Here is a 14327-nt window from a genome sequence, read left to right as displayed (position 1 = left end):
TCAGTCGACTCATCTGGTACTGACACACCGCATTCGCGAGCAAGCCCGCTCCCACATTTTTTACCGCATCGGCTTTTAGAGAATGGGTGAAATCAGCCGCGCCACCCGCATACCCAACTGTTGCAGTCGCCGCGTCTCGCGGCTTTCCTCCTGGCTGACCTCATGGGCCAGGGCAAAGTCATCCAGCAGCATCTGTTCCACTTCGCGGGAAAAGGCTTCGTCCACCGTCAGCAACATCACTTCAAAATTCAGCCGGAATGAGCGGTTGTCCATATTCGCACTGCCGATGGCGCTGATTTCGCTGTCTACCAAGACCACTTTCTGATGCAAAAAGCCCGGCGTGTAGCGGAACACCCGCACGCCGGCGCGTACCGCTTCGATCGCATACAGGCTGGAGGCTGCGTAGACGATGCGGTGGTCGGGGCGCGACGGCAGCAGCAGGCGCACGTCAACGCCGCGCAATACGGCCAGGCGCAGGGCGGCGAACACCGCTTCGTCGGGGATGAAATACGGGCTGGTGATCCACACGCGTTCGGTCGCCGCGTGGATGGCTTCGACGAAGAACAGCGAGCAGGTTTCATACGGATCGGCCGGGCCGCTGGCGAGCAGTTGGCAGAGCACGCCGTCTTCGGGGTAGGCGTCCGGCAGGATCAGCGGCGGCAGCTCTCGCGCGGCCCAGAACCAGTCCTCGGCAAATGACTCTTGCAGGCACGCCACCACCGGGCCGGTGACTTGCACATGGGTGTCGCGCCACGGCGCCAGCGGCGGTTTTTTGCCGAGGTATTCATCGCCGACGTTATGCCCGCCGACAAACCCGGTAACGCCGTCCACCACCACGATTTTGCGGTGGTTGCGGAAGTTGACCTGGAACCGGTTGAGCCAGCCACTGCGCGTAGCGAATGCCTTGACGTGCACCCCGGCATCACGCAGGGATTGCACATAGCGATGGGGCAGGGCGTGGCTGCCGATGCGGTCATACAGCACGTAAATACTGACGCCTTGCGCGGCTTTTTCCTGCAGCAGGGTGTGCAACTGCCTGCCAAGCTCGTCGTCATGGATGATGAAAAACTGGAACAGCACCGCTGTCTTGGCGTTGCGAATCGCCGCGAAGATCGCGCTGAAGGTGGCGTCGCCATTAATCAACAAACGCACTTCGTTGTTGGCCAGGCACGGCATGCGCCCCAGCTTGGGCATGGCGCGCAGGGAGGCGTAGGCGCTGGAGTTGCGCGCGGCGAGGGCTTCTTCGACCCACGGGCGCCAGTTCAGCTCGGTGATGGCGGTGTGCATTTCCTGGTTGGCCTGGCGCCGCGCCTGGATGTAGGCGTCAAAGGTGCTGCGGCCAAAGATCAGGTAGGGGATAAGCGTGAGGTAAGGCATGAACATCAGCGACAGGGCCCAGGCGATCGAGCCTTGGGCGGTCCTGACGGTCAGCACCGCGTGGATCGCGGCGAGCGTCCCGAGAAAATGCAGCGAAGCGATGAAGTAGGCGAGCAGGTGCGGGCCAAAGAAATCCATGGACGACGAGACTCCAGACAATCCAATGCCTAACAGACCATGTCTGGTGCCGAATGTCGCTATTTTATTTGCCGTGCAACACTGGCGGCTTTGCGGCGTCTAACGCCCACAATTACCCAGGAGTTACCCGATGAATGCACGTCTGCTCTGTTTGGCCATGGTCACTGGTTTGGCGCTGCCCGTTGCAGCACAGGCGCAGATGCTGGCGCCGGGCTTGTGGGAATTGACCACCAGCAATATGAAAGTGGATAACCAGGACCTGCCGGACTTGTCGCTGATCCTCGGCCAGCTCAAGCAACAGATGACCCCTGAGCAGCGCGCCATGCTGGAAAAACAGGGCATCACCATGGCCGGCAAAGGCGTGCAGGTGTGCCTCACGCCGGCGCAGGTAGCCTCTGACTCGATCCCCCTGACCGACCCGCAATCGGGCTGCAAACAGGAAGTGACCGACAAGACCGGCAACCAGTGGAAATTCCGTTTCAGCTGCCCGAAAGCCCAGGGCACCGGTGTCGCCACTTTCCAGAGCCAGAAAGAATTCAGCACCAGCGTCAACGGCACCTTCAATGCCACCGGCATTCAGCAGAAGGGCAGCCTGGACACCCACGCCCAATGGCTGGGCACCGATTGCGGCACGGTCAAACCCCGCGCCTAACGCAGAAAATGCAGGGGCAAGCCCTGGCAACTGTTGACCACCTGGCCGTTGTGCCACGCCAGGTGGCCGGACACCAACGTGGTGCTGACGCTGTGCCGGAAGCTGCGCTCGGCGAAGGGCGTCCAGCCGCAGCGGCCGAGGATCGGTTGGCTGCTCACCGGTTTGCCTTGGGGTTCGGGCTGGATCAGCACCAGGTCGGCCCAATAACCTTCGCGTACATAGCCGCGATCGGGAATGGCAAACAGGTCCGCCACGCGGTGACTGGTCTTCGCCACCAGGGTGGCCAGGGGCAAATGCCCGTCGGCCACCAACTCCAATAACGCCGGCAGCGCATGCTGCACCAGGGGCAGACCCGCCGGCGCTTGCCGATACTCCAACTGTTTTTGCGCCCAGGTATGCGGCGCATGGTCACTGCCGATTACATCCAGACGATCACTCAACAAGGCCAGGCGCAGGGCGTCGCGGTCGGCGCGGGTCTTGATCGCCGGGTTGCATTTGATCTGGTGGCCGAGGCGGTGATAGTCGCGGTCGTCGAACAGCAGGTGGTGCAGGCAGACCTCGGCGGTGATGCGTTTTTCGGCCAGGGGTTTGTCCTCGAACAGCGCCAGTTCGCGGGCGCTGGTCAGGTGCAACACATGCAGGCGGGTGCCGTGGCGCTTGGCCAATTCCACCGCAAAGGACGACGAGCGATAACACGCCTCGGCATCGCGGATCAGCGGGTGGGCGACGGCGGGGATATGTTCGCCGAAGCGCTCGCGCAGGCGCAGTTCATTCGCCTGGATGCTCGGCGTGTGTTCGCAATGGGCCAGCAGGATCGTCGGCACTTCGGCAAACAGGCGCTCGAGGATGCGCGGGTCGTCCACCAGCATATTGCCGGTGGAGGCGCCCATGAACACTTTGACCCCGGCCACTTCACGCGGGTCGAGGGCCGCGACGGTGTCGAGGTTGTCGTTGCTCACGCCAAAGTGAAAGCCGTAGTTGGCCACCGAGTGCAGCGCGGCGCGGCGCTTTTTATCGGCGAGCGCTTCCAGGTCGAGGGTGGCCGGATTGGTGTTGGGCATGTCCATGAAACTGGTGATGCCACCGGCCACCGCTGCGCGGGATTCGCTGTAGAAGCTGCCTTTGTCCGGCGCGCCGGGTTCGCGAAAGTGCACCTGGTCATCGATCATGCCCGGCAGCAGCCACTGGCCCTTGGCGTCGATGGTCACGGGCGCGTTGCAGCCTTCGATGCTGCTGGCGATCTTCTCGATGCGGCCGTTGGCGACCAGCACATCGGCGTCGAATTCCTGGCCTTCATTCACCAGGCGGGCATTGCGGATCAGCAGGCGGCTCATGGTTCAGAACTCGTTTTGCAGGGCTTTGTAGCCGCGCACCAGATCGACATTGGTGCGCGCCACGTCTTCGGAAAACTCCGAGGCGCTGACGCTCACCGGTGGGAATTGCGACAGGTCGGTGTTGGGGCCGATGCGGGTGGTGGAGGGCACGTAGAACGCATCCGGCAAGTCGCGCCCATCCACCACCGAGTTGTGGCGTACCACGCAGCCATCACCCACGGCGCAGTTGAACAGCACGCTGTTGAAGCCGATGAACACGCGGTCGCCGACGGTGCAGGGGCCGTGGACGATGGAGCGGTGGGCGATGGAGGTGAACTCGCCGATGGTCACCGCGGCGCCGGATTTGGAGTGGATGACCACGCCGTCCTGGATATTGGAGTTGGCGCCGATGGTGATCGGGTCCATGGCGCCGCTGGCGTCGACCTCGTCGGCGCGGATCACGGCGTAGGGGCCGACGAAGACGTTCTCGCCGATTATCACCTTGCCGCAGATGATTGCGGTTTTATCGACGTAGGCCGATTCGGCAATCACGGGCAGATCGCCGGACGGGTTTTTGCGGATCATGCTGAGGCTTCCGTAATGATGTGGACGTGCTCGCCATCGATGGCGTTGTAGAAGCAGGTGGGCCGACCGGTGTGGCAAGCGGGGCCTTGCTGATCGACGATCAGCAGCACGGCGTCGCCGTCGCAATCCAGGCGCGCTTCCACCAATTGTTGCCAGTGGCCGGAGCTTTCGCCCTTGCGCCACAGCCGCTGGCGCGAGCGCGACCAGTAGCAGACGTGGCCGCTGACCAGGGTTTCGTCGAGGGCCTGGCGGTTCATCCAGGCCAGCATCAACACCTCGCCGCTGCCGTGCTGTTGGGCGATGGCGGCGATCAGGCCGTCGCTGTTCCACGGCAGGGCGTCGAGCACGGAGTCGAGGGGGAAGCGGCTGCCCAGGGCCGCTCCTTCCAGGTCGAGCATGCTCAGGGTCATGGCTTGGCCAGGGCCGCGCACAGGGTGTTGAGGTTGTATTCGAACAGGCCGGTAAAGGTGCTGGCCGGGCCTTCGGCGGCGAGGGCGTCGGAGTACAGCGTGCCGCCGATTTGCGCGCCGCTTTCGTCAGCGATCTGTTTGAGCAGGCGCGAATCCTTGATGTTTTCCATGAACACGGCCTTGACCTTGTCTTTGCGGATCTGCGTGATGAGCGCTGCCACTTCGGCGGCAGACGGTTCACGTTCGGTGGACAGGCCCTGGGGCGCGAGGAACTCGATCCCGTAAGCCTGGCCCAGGTAACCGAAGGCGTCATGGGAGGTGACGATGCGGCGGTTGCCCGGCGGCAGTGCGCCGAACTTGGCCTTGGCTTCGGCCAGCAGGCGGTAGATGTCTTTCAGGTAGGTTTGGCTGTTGCGCTGGTAGTCGGCCTTGTTGGCCGGGTCGGCGGCGATCAGGGCCTTGGTGATGTTGTTCACATAGATTTCGGCGTTGGCCAGGTTGTGCCAGGCGTGCGGGTCGGGGATGGTTTCGCCGTCCTCGTCCATGGTGTGGGAAATCACGCCTTTGCTGGCGGTCACTACGGTGGCTTTGGTTTCGGTGCTGGTCACCAGGCGGTCCAGCCACGGCTCGAAGCCCAGGCCATTCTTGATGATGACGCTGGCCTTGAGCAGGGCCTTGGCGTCGTCCGGGGTGGGCTCGTAGGTGTGGGCATCGGCGTCCGGGCCGACCATGTTGCTGATCTGGATGTGCTCGCCACCGATCTGGTGGGTGATGTCATCGAGAATACTGAAGCTGGTGACCACCTGGAGTTTGTCGGCCGCCTGGGCCATCGACAGCGGCAGCAGAAGGCTGAACAGCACGAGTAGAGCGCGCATCGGGAAACACCTCATTGGGATGACAGCAAAGGCGGGCGGCGCAGCAAGCCGTGCACCGGACCGAAGACCACGGACAGCAGGTACCCGGCGCCCGCCACCAGCACGATGGCCGGGCCGCTGGGCAACGAGTAGTAGAACGACAGCAACAAGCCCAGCCATACCGACAGGCATCCCAGCACCGCCGATACCGCGATCAACACCGGCAGGCGCCGGCTCCAGAAACGTGAAGCGATGGCCGGCAACATCATCAGGCCCACCACCATCAGCGCGCCGATGGCCTGGAAGCCGATCACCAGGTTCAGCACTACCAGGGTCAGGAACAACCCATGCGCCAGCGGGCCGAGGCGGCTGACGGTTTGCAGGAACAGCGGGTCGAGGGTGTCCAGCAGCAGCGGTTTGTAGATCAGCGCCATGGCGAGCAGGCTGAACCCGGTGACCCAGAGCATGCCGGTGAGGGTGGTTTCGTCCACCGCCAGGGCGGAGCCGAACAGCAGGTGCAGCAGGTCCAGGCGCTTGCCGGCGAGGCCGAGGATCAGCACGCCAGCGGCAAGGGAGATGGGGTAGATGGCGGCGAGGCTGGCGTCTTCGCGCAGGCCGGTGCGGCGGGTGATCCACGCGGACAGGCCGGCGCCGAGGCCGCCGATGGTCAGCGCGGGCAGGCTGAGGCCGGCGAACCAGAAACCGAGGGCCGCGCCGGGCAGGATGCCGTGGGCCACGGCGTCGCCGATCAGGCTCATGCGCCGCAGGATCAGGAACACGCCGAGCGGCGCGGTGCTGCACGCGAGAACGAGCCCGCCGATCAGTGCGCGGCGCATGAAGACAAAATCAGCGAAAGGCATCCACAGGTGGGCGGCGAAGTGCATCAGGCCACCTGCATGTGCGGTTGTGGGCGGATCAGCTCTTTGCTGTTGCCGAACACGCAGCCGGTGCTTTTGATCTGCACCACTTGCTGGGTGTGCTGGCGCACCGAGGCGAGGTCGTGACAGACCACGATCAGTGTGCGGCCGGCGTCATGCCAGGCGTGGATGTGTTTCCAGCACAGCGCCTGGCCGTCTTCGTCGAGGGCGGCGTGGGGTTCGTCGAGCAGCAGCACCGGCGCTTCGGCCAGGCTCATGCGGGCGAGCAGGGCGCGTTGCAGTTCGCCACCGGACAAGGCCATCAACGGGCGATGTTGCAGGCCGCTGAGGCACCAGTCTTCCAGGACCGCCTCCAGGCGTTGGCTGCGTTGTTGCGGCGAGAGCTTCGTGCCCCAGAAACCGGCGGCGACCAACTCTTGCAGGCTGATGGGGAACTGGCGGTCGAGGTGCTGTTGCTGGGGCAGGAACGACAGGCCGCCACGGCGTGGAACGTCCACCGTGACTTTGCCCGCCAGCGGCTTTTGCAGGCCGGCGATGACTTTGAGCAGGCTGCTTTTGCCGGTGCCGTTGGCGCCGATGATGCCGGTGAGGCTGCCTTGTTGCAGCGTGAGATCGAGGGCGGGTGTCAGCGGTTGGCCGGGAGCGCCCCAGCGTAATGCGGTGCAGGCGATCATGCAGGGTGTCTCGTCCAGCGGCTTTCAGCCACGGCATCATGCGCGTGCAGGCTTTCGGCGTGGATCACTTTCAAGTGGAAGGTTTTGACGGCATCCGAGCGTTTCAAGGCGAGGTTAAGGCGGCGGGCGGCGTCTTCGCAGAACATCAGGTTCTGCCCGTTGGCCAGGGCGAAGGCTTGTTCGTCCGCGCGTTTCACGGCGGTTTGCACGGCGGTGCCGAGGGCGGCTTCGGCGTGGTCGATCAACTCAGTCAGTGCCAGGTCTGAGCCTTGCAACTGGATATTTAACTGCGCAGTGCTGCGCTGGCTGTGGGGTGTGGCGATGATGCCGCTGGCGCTGCCGAGCCAGTTCAGCACGTCCTCATGCTTGAGCGGCGTGTTGCTGAAGTCGTCGAGAAATTGCTGCTGAATCAACTGCCTGGCGAGGGCGGCGGAGCAAGGGCAGGTGGACGAGTAGGTAACGTCAATTTTTAGTTCCACGTGGAACATCTGGTTTTCCAGGCGCGCTTCGAGGCTCACCGGGTAGGCTTTCCAGCCGGCCAAAGGGCTGATAAGCGCCGGGCGTTTGAGCAGCAAGTCGGTGTGGATACGCAGGTAGGCGTTCTTAGATAAACCTTCATGTGTGTCGAGGAAACGCTGCAGTACATTACGCAGAAGTGCAGGCGTAAGCGGCTGCTGTTCAAACATCTCCAGCGCCAGGTACAGGCGTGACATATGAATGCCACGGGCTTCGCCATCGTCCAGGCTGACGCCGGCATCGGCGCGGGCGCTGAGGCGTTGGCCGTCGATCAGGATTGGCAGGGCGATGCCGCACATGCCTACCCAGTCGAGTGGCAAGGCTTGGCGTGAAGCCTGCGCGGCGATATCCGGCAGAGTCAGCGCATTCATAAGCAGGTCCATCGTTGGTAATAATTAGACATGTTATAGTATAACAATAGAGTCGACGATGAATATTCTGCTCCTGCCTTTTTTCAGCCCTGTCGAGTACGGACGCTCCTTTACCTGCGGTATTTTTCATGCACAGACGTCAGCTCCTCAATCTGCTCCTGGTCAGCCCACTGTTCACCTTGCCGTTTGCCGCCCACGCCACGCAGATCAGCAATGCGCGCCTGTGGCGCTCGGCGGACAAGCTACGACTGGTGTTCGACCTCAGTGGGCCGGTGCAGTACAAGACCTTTTCCCTGACCTCGCCGGAACGCTTGATAATCGACCTCAGCGGTGCGGGGCTCAGTGGTGATTTCTCGCAGTTGGCCTTGAAGAACAGCGGCATTACGTCGATCCGCTCGGGGCATTTCGGCAAGGCGGACACGCGCATCGTGCTGGACCTGGCCGCGCCGATGCAGCTCAACAGCTTTCTATTACCGCCGCAGGATGGCCAGGGTCATCGCCTGGTGCTGGACTTGACCAGCAGCACCCACGCGCCTCGGCAAATCGCCGCCGAGCCCGCGCCAATCTCGGACAAGGCGCACCCCAAGCGCGACATCATCGTGGTGGTCGACCCCGGCCACGGCGGTAAAGACCCGGGCGCTGTCGGCTCCAAAGGCCAGCGCGAAAAAGATGTGGTGCTGTCCATCGCCCAGTTGCTGGCCAAGCGTTTGAAGCGGGAGAAGGGCTTTGCCGTGAAGCTGGTGCGCAACGACGATTTCTTCGTGCCGCTGCGCAAGCGTGTGGATATCGCCCGGCAGCACAAGGCCGACATGTTCATCTCGGTGCATGCGGATGCCGCGCCACGGCTGACCGCGTCGGGGGCGTCGGTGTATGCGTTGTCGGAAGGGGGCGCGACGTCCGCCACGGCGCGCTTCATGGCGCAGCGCGAGAACGGTGCGGATTTGCTCGGCGCCACCACGCTGCTCAATCTCAAGGACAAGGACCCGATGTTGGCGGGGGTGATTCTGGATATGTCGATGAACGCCACCATCGCCTCCAGCCTGCAACTGGGCAGCTCGATCCTCGGCAGCCTGGAAGGCATCACCACCCTGCATCAGAAGCGCGTGGAACAGGCGGGATTCGCGGTGCTCAAGTCACCGGATGTGCCGTCGATCCTGGTGGAGACGGGGTTTATCTCCAATACCCGCGACGCCGAACGCCTGGTCACGGCGCGTCATCAACAGGCGGTCGCGGACGGTTTGTTCGACGGGTTGAAGAAGTATTTCCAGAAGAACCCACCGATGAACAGCTACATGGCCTGGGCCCAGGAGCAGAAGGGCGGCCAGGTCTAACAGCCGGTGATCCGGCTGCAGGTGAACTTGGCGCTGGAGCCGCCGGAGCTGGAAAACCGATTGATCGTGGTCCAGCCCACACGCCGCGTGTAGCCCACCCACGCCTCACCGTCCGAGGCCAACCCGGTAAAAAACGTCAGTTGCCCATAACGGCTGTTGGTCTGTGCCCAGCGGCGCTTGCCGATCACCTCAAAGCCGCGCAAATACGTGGTGCTGCCGACCGTCGCCACGCTGTAGGCATTGCCTTGCGGGTCTACGCAGGCCAACAGGTTGGCGCTGCGCGTGCACTTGGCCAGCAGGCTCGGCACTTGGGCGCAGGCCGGGCCTGCCACGGCCAACAACAGGGCGCACGCCAGGTATTTCATCAGGTTTCTCTGGGCTGGAAAGTGCTCAAGCATTGCGCCCTTCGTCGCGACGAGCAAGGGGGATTGGCTTATTTGTATTGTTATACTATAACATTAAAACACAGCCTGACCCGTGAACCGCTCCCCATGACTAGACAAGACCTGCTGGCACAGCCGCCCGCCGACTACATGAACGAAGCCCAGCAAGGCTTCTTCCGCGAACTGCTGTTGGCCCAGCGCAATGAGCTGCAAGCGCGCATTGACGCCGAGTTCCAGTTGCTGCGCGAGCAGGAACCCAACAGCGACCCCGCTGATGTCGGCAGCGCCGAAGAACAACGGCAATGGCAACTGCGCCTGCTGGAGCGCGAAAAGAAGCTGCTGGACAAGATCGACGACGCCTTCGAACTGCTGGCCCGTGGCGAATACGGCTGGTGCCGCGAAACCGGCGAGCCCATCGGCCTACAGCGCTTGTTGCTACGTCCTACCGCCACCCTGTGTATCGAAGCCAAAGAACGTGAAGAGCTGCGCGAACGCCATAAACGGGCGATTTGACCGGCCACCTGATGAGGAATACCTGATGCCCAATCGTCTCCCCGTTACTGTGTTGTCCGGCTTTCTCGGCGCCGGTAAAAGCACGCTGCTCAACTACGTCCTGCGCAACCGCGAAAACCTGCGGGTGGCTGTGATCGTCAACGACATGAGCGAAATCAACATCGATGGCAGCGAAGTCCAGCGCGACGTCACCCTCAACCGCGCCGAAGAAAAGCTGGTGGAGATGAGCAACGGCTGCATCTGCTGCACCTTGCGTGAAGACTTGCTGCTGGAAGTGGGAAAGCTCGCCAAGGAAGGTCGTTTCGATTACCTGCTGATCGAATCCACCGGCATCTCCGAGCCGTTGCCCGTGGCCGAAACCTTCACCTTTCGCGATGAAAACGAGCAAAGCCTGGCCGACATCGCCCGCCTGGACACCATGGTCACCGTGGTCGATGGCATGAACTTCCTGCTCGACTACCAGGCCGCCGAAAGCCTCGCCTCCCGCGGCGAAACCCTCGGTGAAGAGGACGAGCGCTCGATCACCGACCTGCTGATCGAACAGATCGAGTTCGCCGACGTGATCCTAATCAGCAAGATCGACCTGATTAGCAGCCGCGAACGCGAGGAGTTGATGGCAATCCTCGAACGTCTCAATGCCCAGGCCGAAATCATCCCGATGGTCATGGGTGAAGTGCCGCTGCACAAGATCCTCAACACCGGGCGCTTCGACTTCGAACGTGCGGCCCAGGCCCCGGGCTGGTTGCAGGAATTGCGCGGCGAACATGTGCCGGAAACCGAAGAGTACGGCATCGCGTCCACCGCTTACCGCGCGCGTCGACCGTTCCATCCCCAGCGCTTCTTCGACTTTATCGACCGCCCTTGGGTCAACGGCAAACTGCTGCGCTCCAAGGGCTTTTTCTGGCTGGCCAGCAAGCATCAGGACGCCGGCAGCTGGTCCCAGGCCGGCGGCCTGATGCGCCATGGTTTTGCCGGACGCTGGTGGCGCTTCGTGCCCAAAAGCCAGTGGCCGCAGGACGAAGAAAACGTCGCGGCGATCATGGGCAACTGGCAACTGAGCACCGGCGACTGCCGCCAGGAACTGGTGTTTATCGGGCAGAACATCGACTTCGCCGCCATGCGCGCCGAACTGGACGCCTGCTTGCTTAACGATGAAGAAATGGCCCTGGGCGTCGAAGGTTGGCGCTTGCTGGCCGATCCTTTTGGCCCCTGGTATGAAGAGGCAGCCGCCTGATGCTCGCCCCGGTAATCCCCCTGCGTCCCGTGATTCGCCAGACCCGCGGGGAAACCCCGCTGGCCCTGTCCGACATCCTCGAAGACGGCGTGAACCTGGCGCTGTGGCAGCGCCAGTTGCCCCTGCACATCGCCGAGTTCGGCGCCTTGCTGGTGTCGCTCAACGAGCCATTGGCCGACTCCATGGTGATCGAACTCGACAGCGAAGATGCCACGCCGAATTTGCAGGACCTGGCGTCCAGTTGTCGCGATCTTGAAGGCTACGAGGGCTTTACCGCCGATGTCGCGTGGCTGGTCAGCGCGTTTGCCTGCCTGCTGGGCGCCAAGCGTATTGGCGTGCGCCTGCGCCTGTTGGACAAGGCCATGTGCCCGCGTTTTCACGTCGATCACGTGCCGGTGCGGCTGATAACCACCTACGCGGGGGTTGGCAGCCAGTGGTTGCGTGAAGGGGTGATGGATCGCCGCCAGCTGAGCCAGGCGGATGCCGAACCGAGCGAACGCATCGAGCAGATCCACTGCGGCGAAGTCGCGCTGCTCAAGGGCACCAAATGGCACGGTAACGAAGGCCACGGCCTGATCCACCGTTCACCGGCATTAAAAGCGGATGAGCGCCGCTTGATCCTGACGCTGGATTGGCTCGCATAACCGCGTAGGATCAAACCCTCTACACGGCCTGAATGATGCCCTCCATGTTGCAGAACATTCCCACCCACGTGATTGCCGGCCCTCTGGGGGCCGGCAAGACCAGCCTTATCAAGCACCTGCTCGCCCAACGCCCGGCCAACGAACGTTGGGCCGTGTTGATAAACGAGTTTGGGCAGATTGGCCTGGACGCAGCGTTATTGACCCTGGATGACGACGGGATTGCCTTGGGCGAAGTCGCCGGCGGCTGCCTGTGCTGTGTGAATGGCGCTCCGTTCCAGGTCGGCCTGGGCCGTTTGCTGCGTAAGGCCAAGCCGGATCGGTTGTTTATCGAACCGTCGGGGCTGGGCCATCCCGCGCAGTTGCTCAAGCAGCTCAAGGCGGCGCCGTGGCAGGACGTGTTGGCGGTTCAGCCGTGCGTACTTGTACTGGATGCCCAGGCCCTGGCGGCGGGCAAACCCTTGCCGCAGGCGCAACAAGAAGCGCTGGCCAGTGCGGGGTTGTTGGTGTTGAACAAGGATGAAGGGCTGGACGCCGCACAACGCCAGGCCATCGAACGGCAGTTACCCGATTGCCCGCTCTACTGGACGCGCCAGGCGCACATGCCCCTCAAACAGTTGCCAGGCTTGAATGCCCAAGGGTACGGGGCTGTGGATAACTTCGACGTGCCCAAGGGGCTCGCGCAAATGCCGGCGATCTGGAGCGACCCCGCGCTGCCCATCTGCCTGAGCCAGGCCCAAGAGGGCGGCTGGAGCATCGGTTGGCGCTGGCACCCGAGCCAGCTATTCAATGCCGAGTGCCTGCATCAGTGGCTCACAGGCCTTGAGTGGCGCCGCGCCAAACTGGTTATCCACAGCAGCGAAGGCTGGCTCAGCGCCAACGCGGTGGATAACAGCCCACTCACCTGGCAACCCAGTGAATGGCGCCGCGATTCACGTATCGAATTGATCTTCAGCGCGCCACAGGACGTGGCGGCGCTACAAGCCGCGCTGGCCGCCTGTCGTCAGTGACGGTTCTTGCTGGCGTGGTCCTGGCGCCATTGGCTCAGTTCGATCACGTCGGCGCTGGGCAGCGGCGTCTTGATTTCGAACGGGTAGGGCGCCAGTTCGATCTGCGCGCTGTGGGCGCCGAATTGGGTGATGGTCCCCGGATGCCGGCTTTCGCCGGTCACGGTGAATTCGAAATTGTAGATGCGTGCCAGGCGCCGGCGGCCCTTGGCATCCTTCACAAACCCGATGCGCTTGAGCGCCACGGCGCCATCGAGCAGTTCGATGTCGAGCTTGGCGCAATGCTGCTTGACCCGCTCCAGCGCGCGCTCGCGCAGGCCGTGGTTATGCCACACCCAGGCTGCGCCGGTCGCCAGCAGCATCAACACGAAGATATTTCCCAGGGTCAGCATGCGAAAAACTCCAACAAAGTGAGAGCAGCTTAACTGTGTCGCCGGTCTGTCGTACAGGCTGCGTTTAGTCGCATACTGCGCGGCCAGAATCTCAATGGCTTTACGGACATTCCCTGCATGAAACGCACACCTCATCTGCTTGCGATCCAGTCTCATGTGGTCTTTGGCCACGCCGGAAACAGCGCCGCCGTGTTCCCCATGCAGCGCGTCGGGGTGAACGTCTGGCCGCTGAACACGGTGCAGTTCTCCAACCACACCCAGTATGGCCAGTGGGCCGGCGAAGTGTTGGCGCCACAGCAAATTCCGGCGCTGGTGGAAGGCATTGCGGCGATTGGCGAGTTGGGCAACTGCGATGCGGTGCTGTCTGGCTACCTGGGCAGTGCCGACCAAGGCCGCGCGATTTTGACCGGTGTGGCGCGGATCAAGGCGATCAACCCCAAGGCCCTGTACCTGTGCGACCCGGTCATGGGCCACCCGGAAAAGGGCTGCATCGTGCCCCAGGAAGTCAGCGATTTCCTGCTGGACGAAGCGGCGGCGATGGCCGACTTCCTGTGCCCCAACCAACTGGAACTGGACAGCTTTGCCGGGCGCAAGCCGCAGTCGCTGTTCGATTGCCTGGCCATGGCCAAGGCCTTGTTGGCGCGCGGGCCGAAGGCGGTACTGGTTAAGCACTTGGATTATCCGGGCAAGTTGCCGGAAGGGTTCGAGATGCTGCTGGTGACCAATGAGGGCAGCTGGCACCTGCGCCGGCCATTGCTGGCGTTTCCGCGTCAGCCGGTGGGCGTGGGCGACCTGACGTCGGGGTTGTTCCTGGCGCGGGTGTTGCTGGGCGATAGCCTGGTGGCGGCCTTCGAATTCACCGCTGCGGCGGTGCATGAAGTGCTGTTGGAAACCCAGGCGTGTGCGAGTTATGAGCTGGAGCTGGTGCGGGCGCAGGACCGTATTGCCCATCCGCGGGTGCGTTTTGAAGCTACACCGATAGGCCTGTAACACCGAAAATTAAAAATGTGGGAGCGGGCTTGCTCGCGAATACGGTGGTTCAGTTGGAACATCTCTGA

General features: G+C 62.8%; 17 protein-coding genes. 7 read left to right on the top strand and 10 right to left on the bottom strand.

Annotated elements, in window-relative coordinates:
- Window positions 1-75 precede the first annotated feature (75 nt).
- The gene (cls, locus tag NUV89_RS21645; RefSeq protein WP_257782907.1) at window positions 76-1515 is read right to left on the bottom strand and encodes a cardiolipin synthase; all 1440 of its coding nucleotides are present in this window, start codon (window positions 1513-1515) and stop codon (window positions 76-78) included.
- A gap of 130 nt (window positions 1516-1645) precedes the next feature.
- Here cls and NUV89_RS21640 point away from each other — a divergent pair, with 130 nt between their 5' ends.
- Complete coding sequence (locus NUV89_RS21640) at window positions 1646-2167, top strand: DUF3617 domain-containing protein (protein ID WP_257782906.1); 522 nt, start codon at window positions 1646-1648, stop codon at window positions 2165-2167.
- Here NUV89_RS21640 and NUV89_RS21635 read toward each other — a convergent pair.
- From NUV89_RS21635 to folE2, 7 genes are read right to left on the bottom strand one after another with little or no spacing between them, the layout of a single operon-like run.
- Entirely contained in the window at window positions 2164-3501 is a 1338-nt protein-coding gene (locus NUV89_RS21635) for a dihydroorotase (protein ID WP_257782905.1), read from the bottom strand. The two genes, NUV89_RS21640 and NUV89_RS21635, sit on opposite strands and share 4 nt — an antisense overlap.
- A gap of 3 nt (window positions 3502-3504) precedes the next feature.
- The gene (locus tag NUV89_RS21630) at window positions 3505-4065 is read right to left on the bottom strand and encodes a DapH/DapD/GlmU-related protein (protein WP_017737597.1); all 561 of its coding nucleotides are present in this window, start codon (window positions 4063-4065) and stop codon (window positions 3505-3507) included.
- Window positions 4062-4475 (bottom strand): phosphoribosyl-AMP cyclohydrolase, encoded by a 414-nt coding sequence (gene hisI, locus NUV89_RS21625; protein ID WP_257782904.1) that lies wholly within the window; start codon window positions 4473-4475, stop codon window positions 4062-4064. Before hisI ends, NUV89_RS21630 begins: the two co-directional genes overlap by 4 nt.
- On the bottom strand, window positions 4472-5350 hold the full coding sequence (locus NUV89_RS21620; RefSeq protein ID WP_257782903.1) for a metal ABC transporter substrate-binding protein: 879 nt from the start codon (window positions 5348-5350) through the stop codon (window positions 4472-4474). Before NUV89_RS21620 ends, hisI begins: the two co-directional genes overlap by 4 nt.
- An 11-nt stretch (window positions 5351-5361) precedes the next feature.
- The gene (locus NUV89_RS21615) at window positions 5362-6213 is read right to left on the bottom strand and encodes a metal ABC transporter permease (RefSeq protein WP_257782902.1); all 852 of its coding nucleotides are present in this window, start codon (window positions 6211-6213) and stop codon (window positions 5362-5364) included.
- Entirely contained in the window at window positions 6213-6881 is a 669-nt protein-coding gene (locus NUV89_RS21610) for a metal ABC transporter ATP-binding protein (protein ID WP_257782901.1), read from the bottom strand. Before NUV89_RS21610 ends, NUV89_RS21615 begins: the two co-directional genes overlap by 1 nt.
- Window positions 6878-7768, bottom strand: coding sequence for a GTP cyclohydrolase FolE2 (folE2, locus tag NUV89_RS21605; protein WP_257782900.1), 891 nt, complete (start codon window positions 7766-7768; stop codon window positions 6878-6880). Before folE2 ends, NUV89_RS21610 begins: the two co-directional genes overlap by 4 nt.
- Window positions 7769-7896: 128 nt before the next feature.
- Between folE2 and NUV89_RS21600 the strand changes: the two genes are divergently transcribed.
- The gene (locus tag NUV89_RS21600; protein ID WP_257782899.1) at window positions 7897-9099 is read left to right on the top strand and encodes an N-acetylmuramoyl-L-alanine amidase; all 1203 of its coding nucleotides are present in this window, start codon (window positions 7897-7899) and stop codon (window positions 9097-9099) included.
- Here NUV89_RS21600 and NUV89_RS21595 read toward each other — a convergent pair.
- A complete protein-coding gene (locus NUV89_RS21595; protein ID WP_257782898.1) occupies window positions 9096-9464 on the bottom strand; it encodes a glutamine synthetase in 369 nt (122 codons plus the stop codon). The two genes, NUV89_RS21600 and NUV89_RS21595, sit on opposite strands and share 4 nt — an antisense overlap.
- A 126-nt stretch (window positions 9465-9590) precedes the next feature.
- Here NUV89_RS21595 and dksA point away from each other — a divergent pair, with 126 nt between their 5' ends.
- Genes dksA through NUV89_RS21575 form a run of 4 tightly spaced genes read left to right on the top strand, consistent with a single transcriptional unit; the run spans window position 9591 to window position 12880 of the window.
- Window positions 9591-9995: an RNA polymerase-binding protein DksA gene (gene dksA, locus NUV89_RS21590; RefSeq protein ID WP_257782897.1), complete on the top strand. Its 405-nt coding sequence runs from the start codon at window positions 9591-9593 to the stop codon at window positions 9993-9995.
- A 25-nt stretch (window positions 9996-10020) separates the two neighbouring features.
- Window positions 10021-11229, top strand: coding sequence for a zinc metallochaperone GTPase ZigA (zigA, locus tag NUV89_RS21585; protein ID WP_026136887.1), 1209 nt, complete (start codon window positions 10021-10023; stop codon window positions 11227-11229).
- Window positions 11229-11873 (top strand): DUF1826 domain-containing protein, encoded by a 645-nt coding sequence (locus NUV89_RS21580; protein WP_257782896.1) that lies wholly within the window; start codon window positions 11229-11231, stop codon window positions 11871-11873. The genes zigA and NUV89_RS21580 overlap by 1 nt, the downstream gene beginning before the upstream one ends.
- A 44-nt stretch (window positions 11874-11917) precedes the next feature.
- Window positions 11918-12880, top strand: a complete 963-nt coding sequence (locus NUV89_RS21575; protein ID WP_257782895.1) for a GTP-binding protein — start codon at window positions 11918-11920, stop codon at window positions 12878-12880.
- Here NUV89_RS21575 and NUV89_RS21570 read toward each other — a convergent pair.
- On the bottom strand, window positions 12874-13269 hold the full coding sequence (locus tag NUV89_RS21570; RefSeq protein ID WP_017737585.1) for a DUF3301 domain-containing protein: 396 nt from the start codon (window positions 13267-13269) through the stop codon (window positions 12874-12876). The two genes, NUV89_RS21575 and NUV89_RS21570, sit on opposite strands and share 7 nt — an antisense overlap.
- A 117-nt stretch (window positions 13270-13386) precedes the next feature.
- On the opposite strand from NUV89_RS21570, the gene pdxY reads away from it, so the two are divergent.
- The gene (pdxY, locus tag NUV89_RS21565) at window positions 13387-14259 is read left to right on the top strand and encodes a pyridoxal kinase PdxY (RefSeq protein WP_257782894.1); all 873 of its coding nucleotides are present in this window, start codon (window positions 13387-13389) and stop codon (window positions 14257-14259) included.
- Window positions 14260-14327 lie beyond the last annotated feature (68 nt).

Origin of the sequence: Pseudomonas sp. 18.1.10 (assembly GCF_024655625.1) — a bacterium.
Lineage (GTDB): Bacteria > Pseudomonadota > Gammaproteobacteria > Pseudomonadales > Pseudomonadaceae > Aquipseudomonas.
The sequence above is the reverse complement of the archived record's forward strand: the minus strand, read 5'-3'. Positions and strand labels throughout refer to the sequence as shown.

Bases quoted from the DNA above. Each gene is read 5' to 3' on its own strand.
- NUV89_RS21595 (WP_257782898.1), bottom strand. From the start codon at position 9,464: ATGAAATACCTGGCGTGCGCCCTGTTGTTGGCCGTGGCAGGCCCGGCC.
- NUV89_RS21610 (WP_257782901.1), bottom strand. From the start codon at position 6,881: ATGATCGCCTGCACCGCATTACGCTGGGGCGCTCCCGGCCAACCGCTG.
- NUV89_RS21600 (WP_257782899.1), top strand. From the start codon at position 7,897: ATGCACAGACGTCAGCTCCTCAATCTGCTCCTGGTCAGCCCACTGTTC.
- hisI (WP_257782904.1), bottom strand. From the start codon at position 4,475: ATGACCCTGAGCATGCTCGACCTGGAAGGAGCGGCCCTGGGCAGCCGC.
- NUV89_RS21570 (WP_017737585.1), bottom strand. From the start codon at position 13,269: ATGCTGACCCTGGGAAATATCTTCGTGTTGATGCTGCTGGCGACCGGC.
- NUV89_RS21580 (WP_257782896.1), top strand. From the start codon at position 11,229: ATGCTCGCCCCGGTAATCCCCCTGCGTCCCGTGATTCGCCAGACCCGC.
- cls (WP_257782907.1), bottom strand. From the start codon at position 1,515: ATGGATTTCTTTGGCCCGCACCTGCTCGCCTACTTCATCGCTTCGCTG.
- NUV89_RS21630 (WP_017737597.1), bottom strand. From the start codon at position 4,065: ATGATCCGCAAAAACCCGTCCGGCGATCTGCCCGTGATTGCCGAATCG.
- NUV89_RS21620 (WP_257782903.1), bottom strand. From the start codon at position 5,350: ATGCGCGCTCTACTCGTGCTGTTCAGCCTTCTGCTGCCGCTGTCGATG.
- NUV89_RS21575 (WP_257782895.1), top strand. From the start codon at position 11,918: ATGTTGCAGAACATTCCCACCCACGTGATTGCCGGCCCTCTGGGGGCC.
- NUV89_RS21640 (WP_257782906.1), top strand. From the start codon at position 1,646: ATGAATGCACGTCTGCTCTGTTTGGCCATGGTCACTGGTTTGGCGCTG.
- NUV89_RS21615 (WP_257782902.1), bottom strand. From the start codon at position 6,213: ATGCACTTCGCCGCCCACCTGTGGATGCCTTTCGCTGATTTTGTCTTC.
- folE2 (WP_257782900.1), bottom strand. From the start codon at position 7,768: ATGAATGCGCTGACTCTGCCGGATATCGCCGCGCAGGCTTCACGCCAA.
- dksA (WP_257782897.1), top strand. From the start codon at position 9,591: ATGACTAGACAAGACCTGCTGGCACAGCCGCCCGCCGACTACATGAAC.
- zigA (WP_026136887.1), top strand. From the start codon at position 10,021: ATGCCCAATCGTCTCCCCGTTACTGTGTTGTCCGGCTTTCTCGGCGCC.
- pdxY (WP_257782894.1), top strand. From the start codon at position 13,387: ATGAAACGCACACCTCATCTGCTTGCGATCCAGTCTCATGTGGTCTTT.
- NUV89_RS21635 (WP_257782905.1), bottom strand. From the start codon at position 3,501: ATGAGCCGCCTGCTGATCCGCAATGCCCGCCTGGTGAATGAAGGCCAG.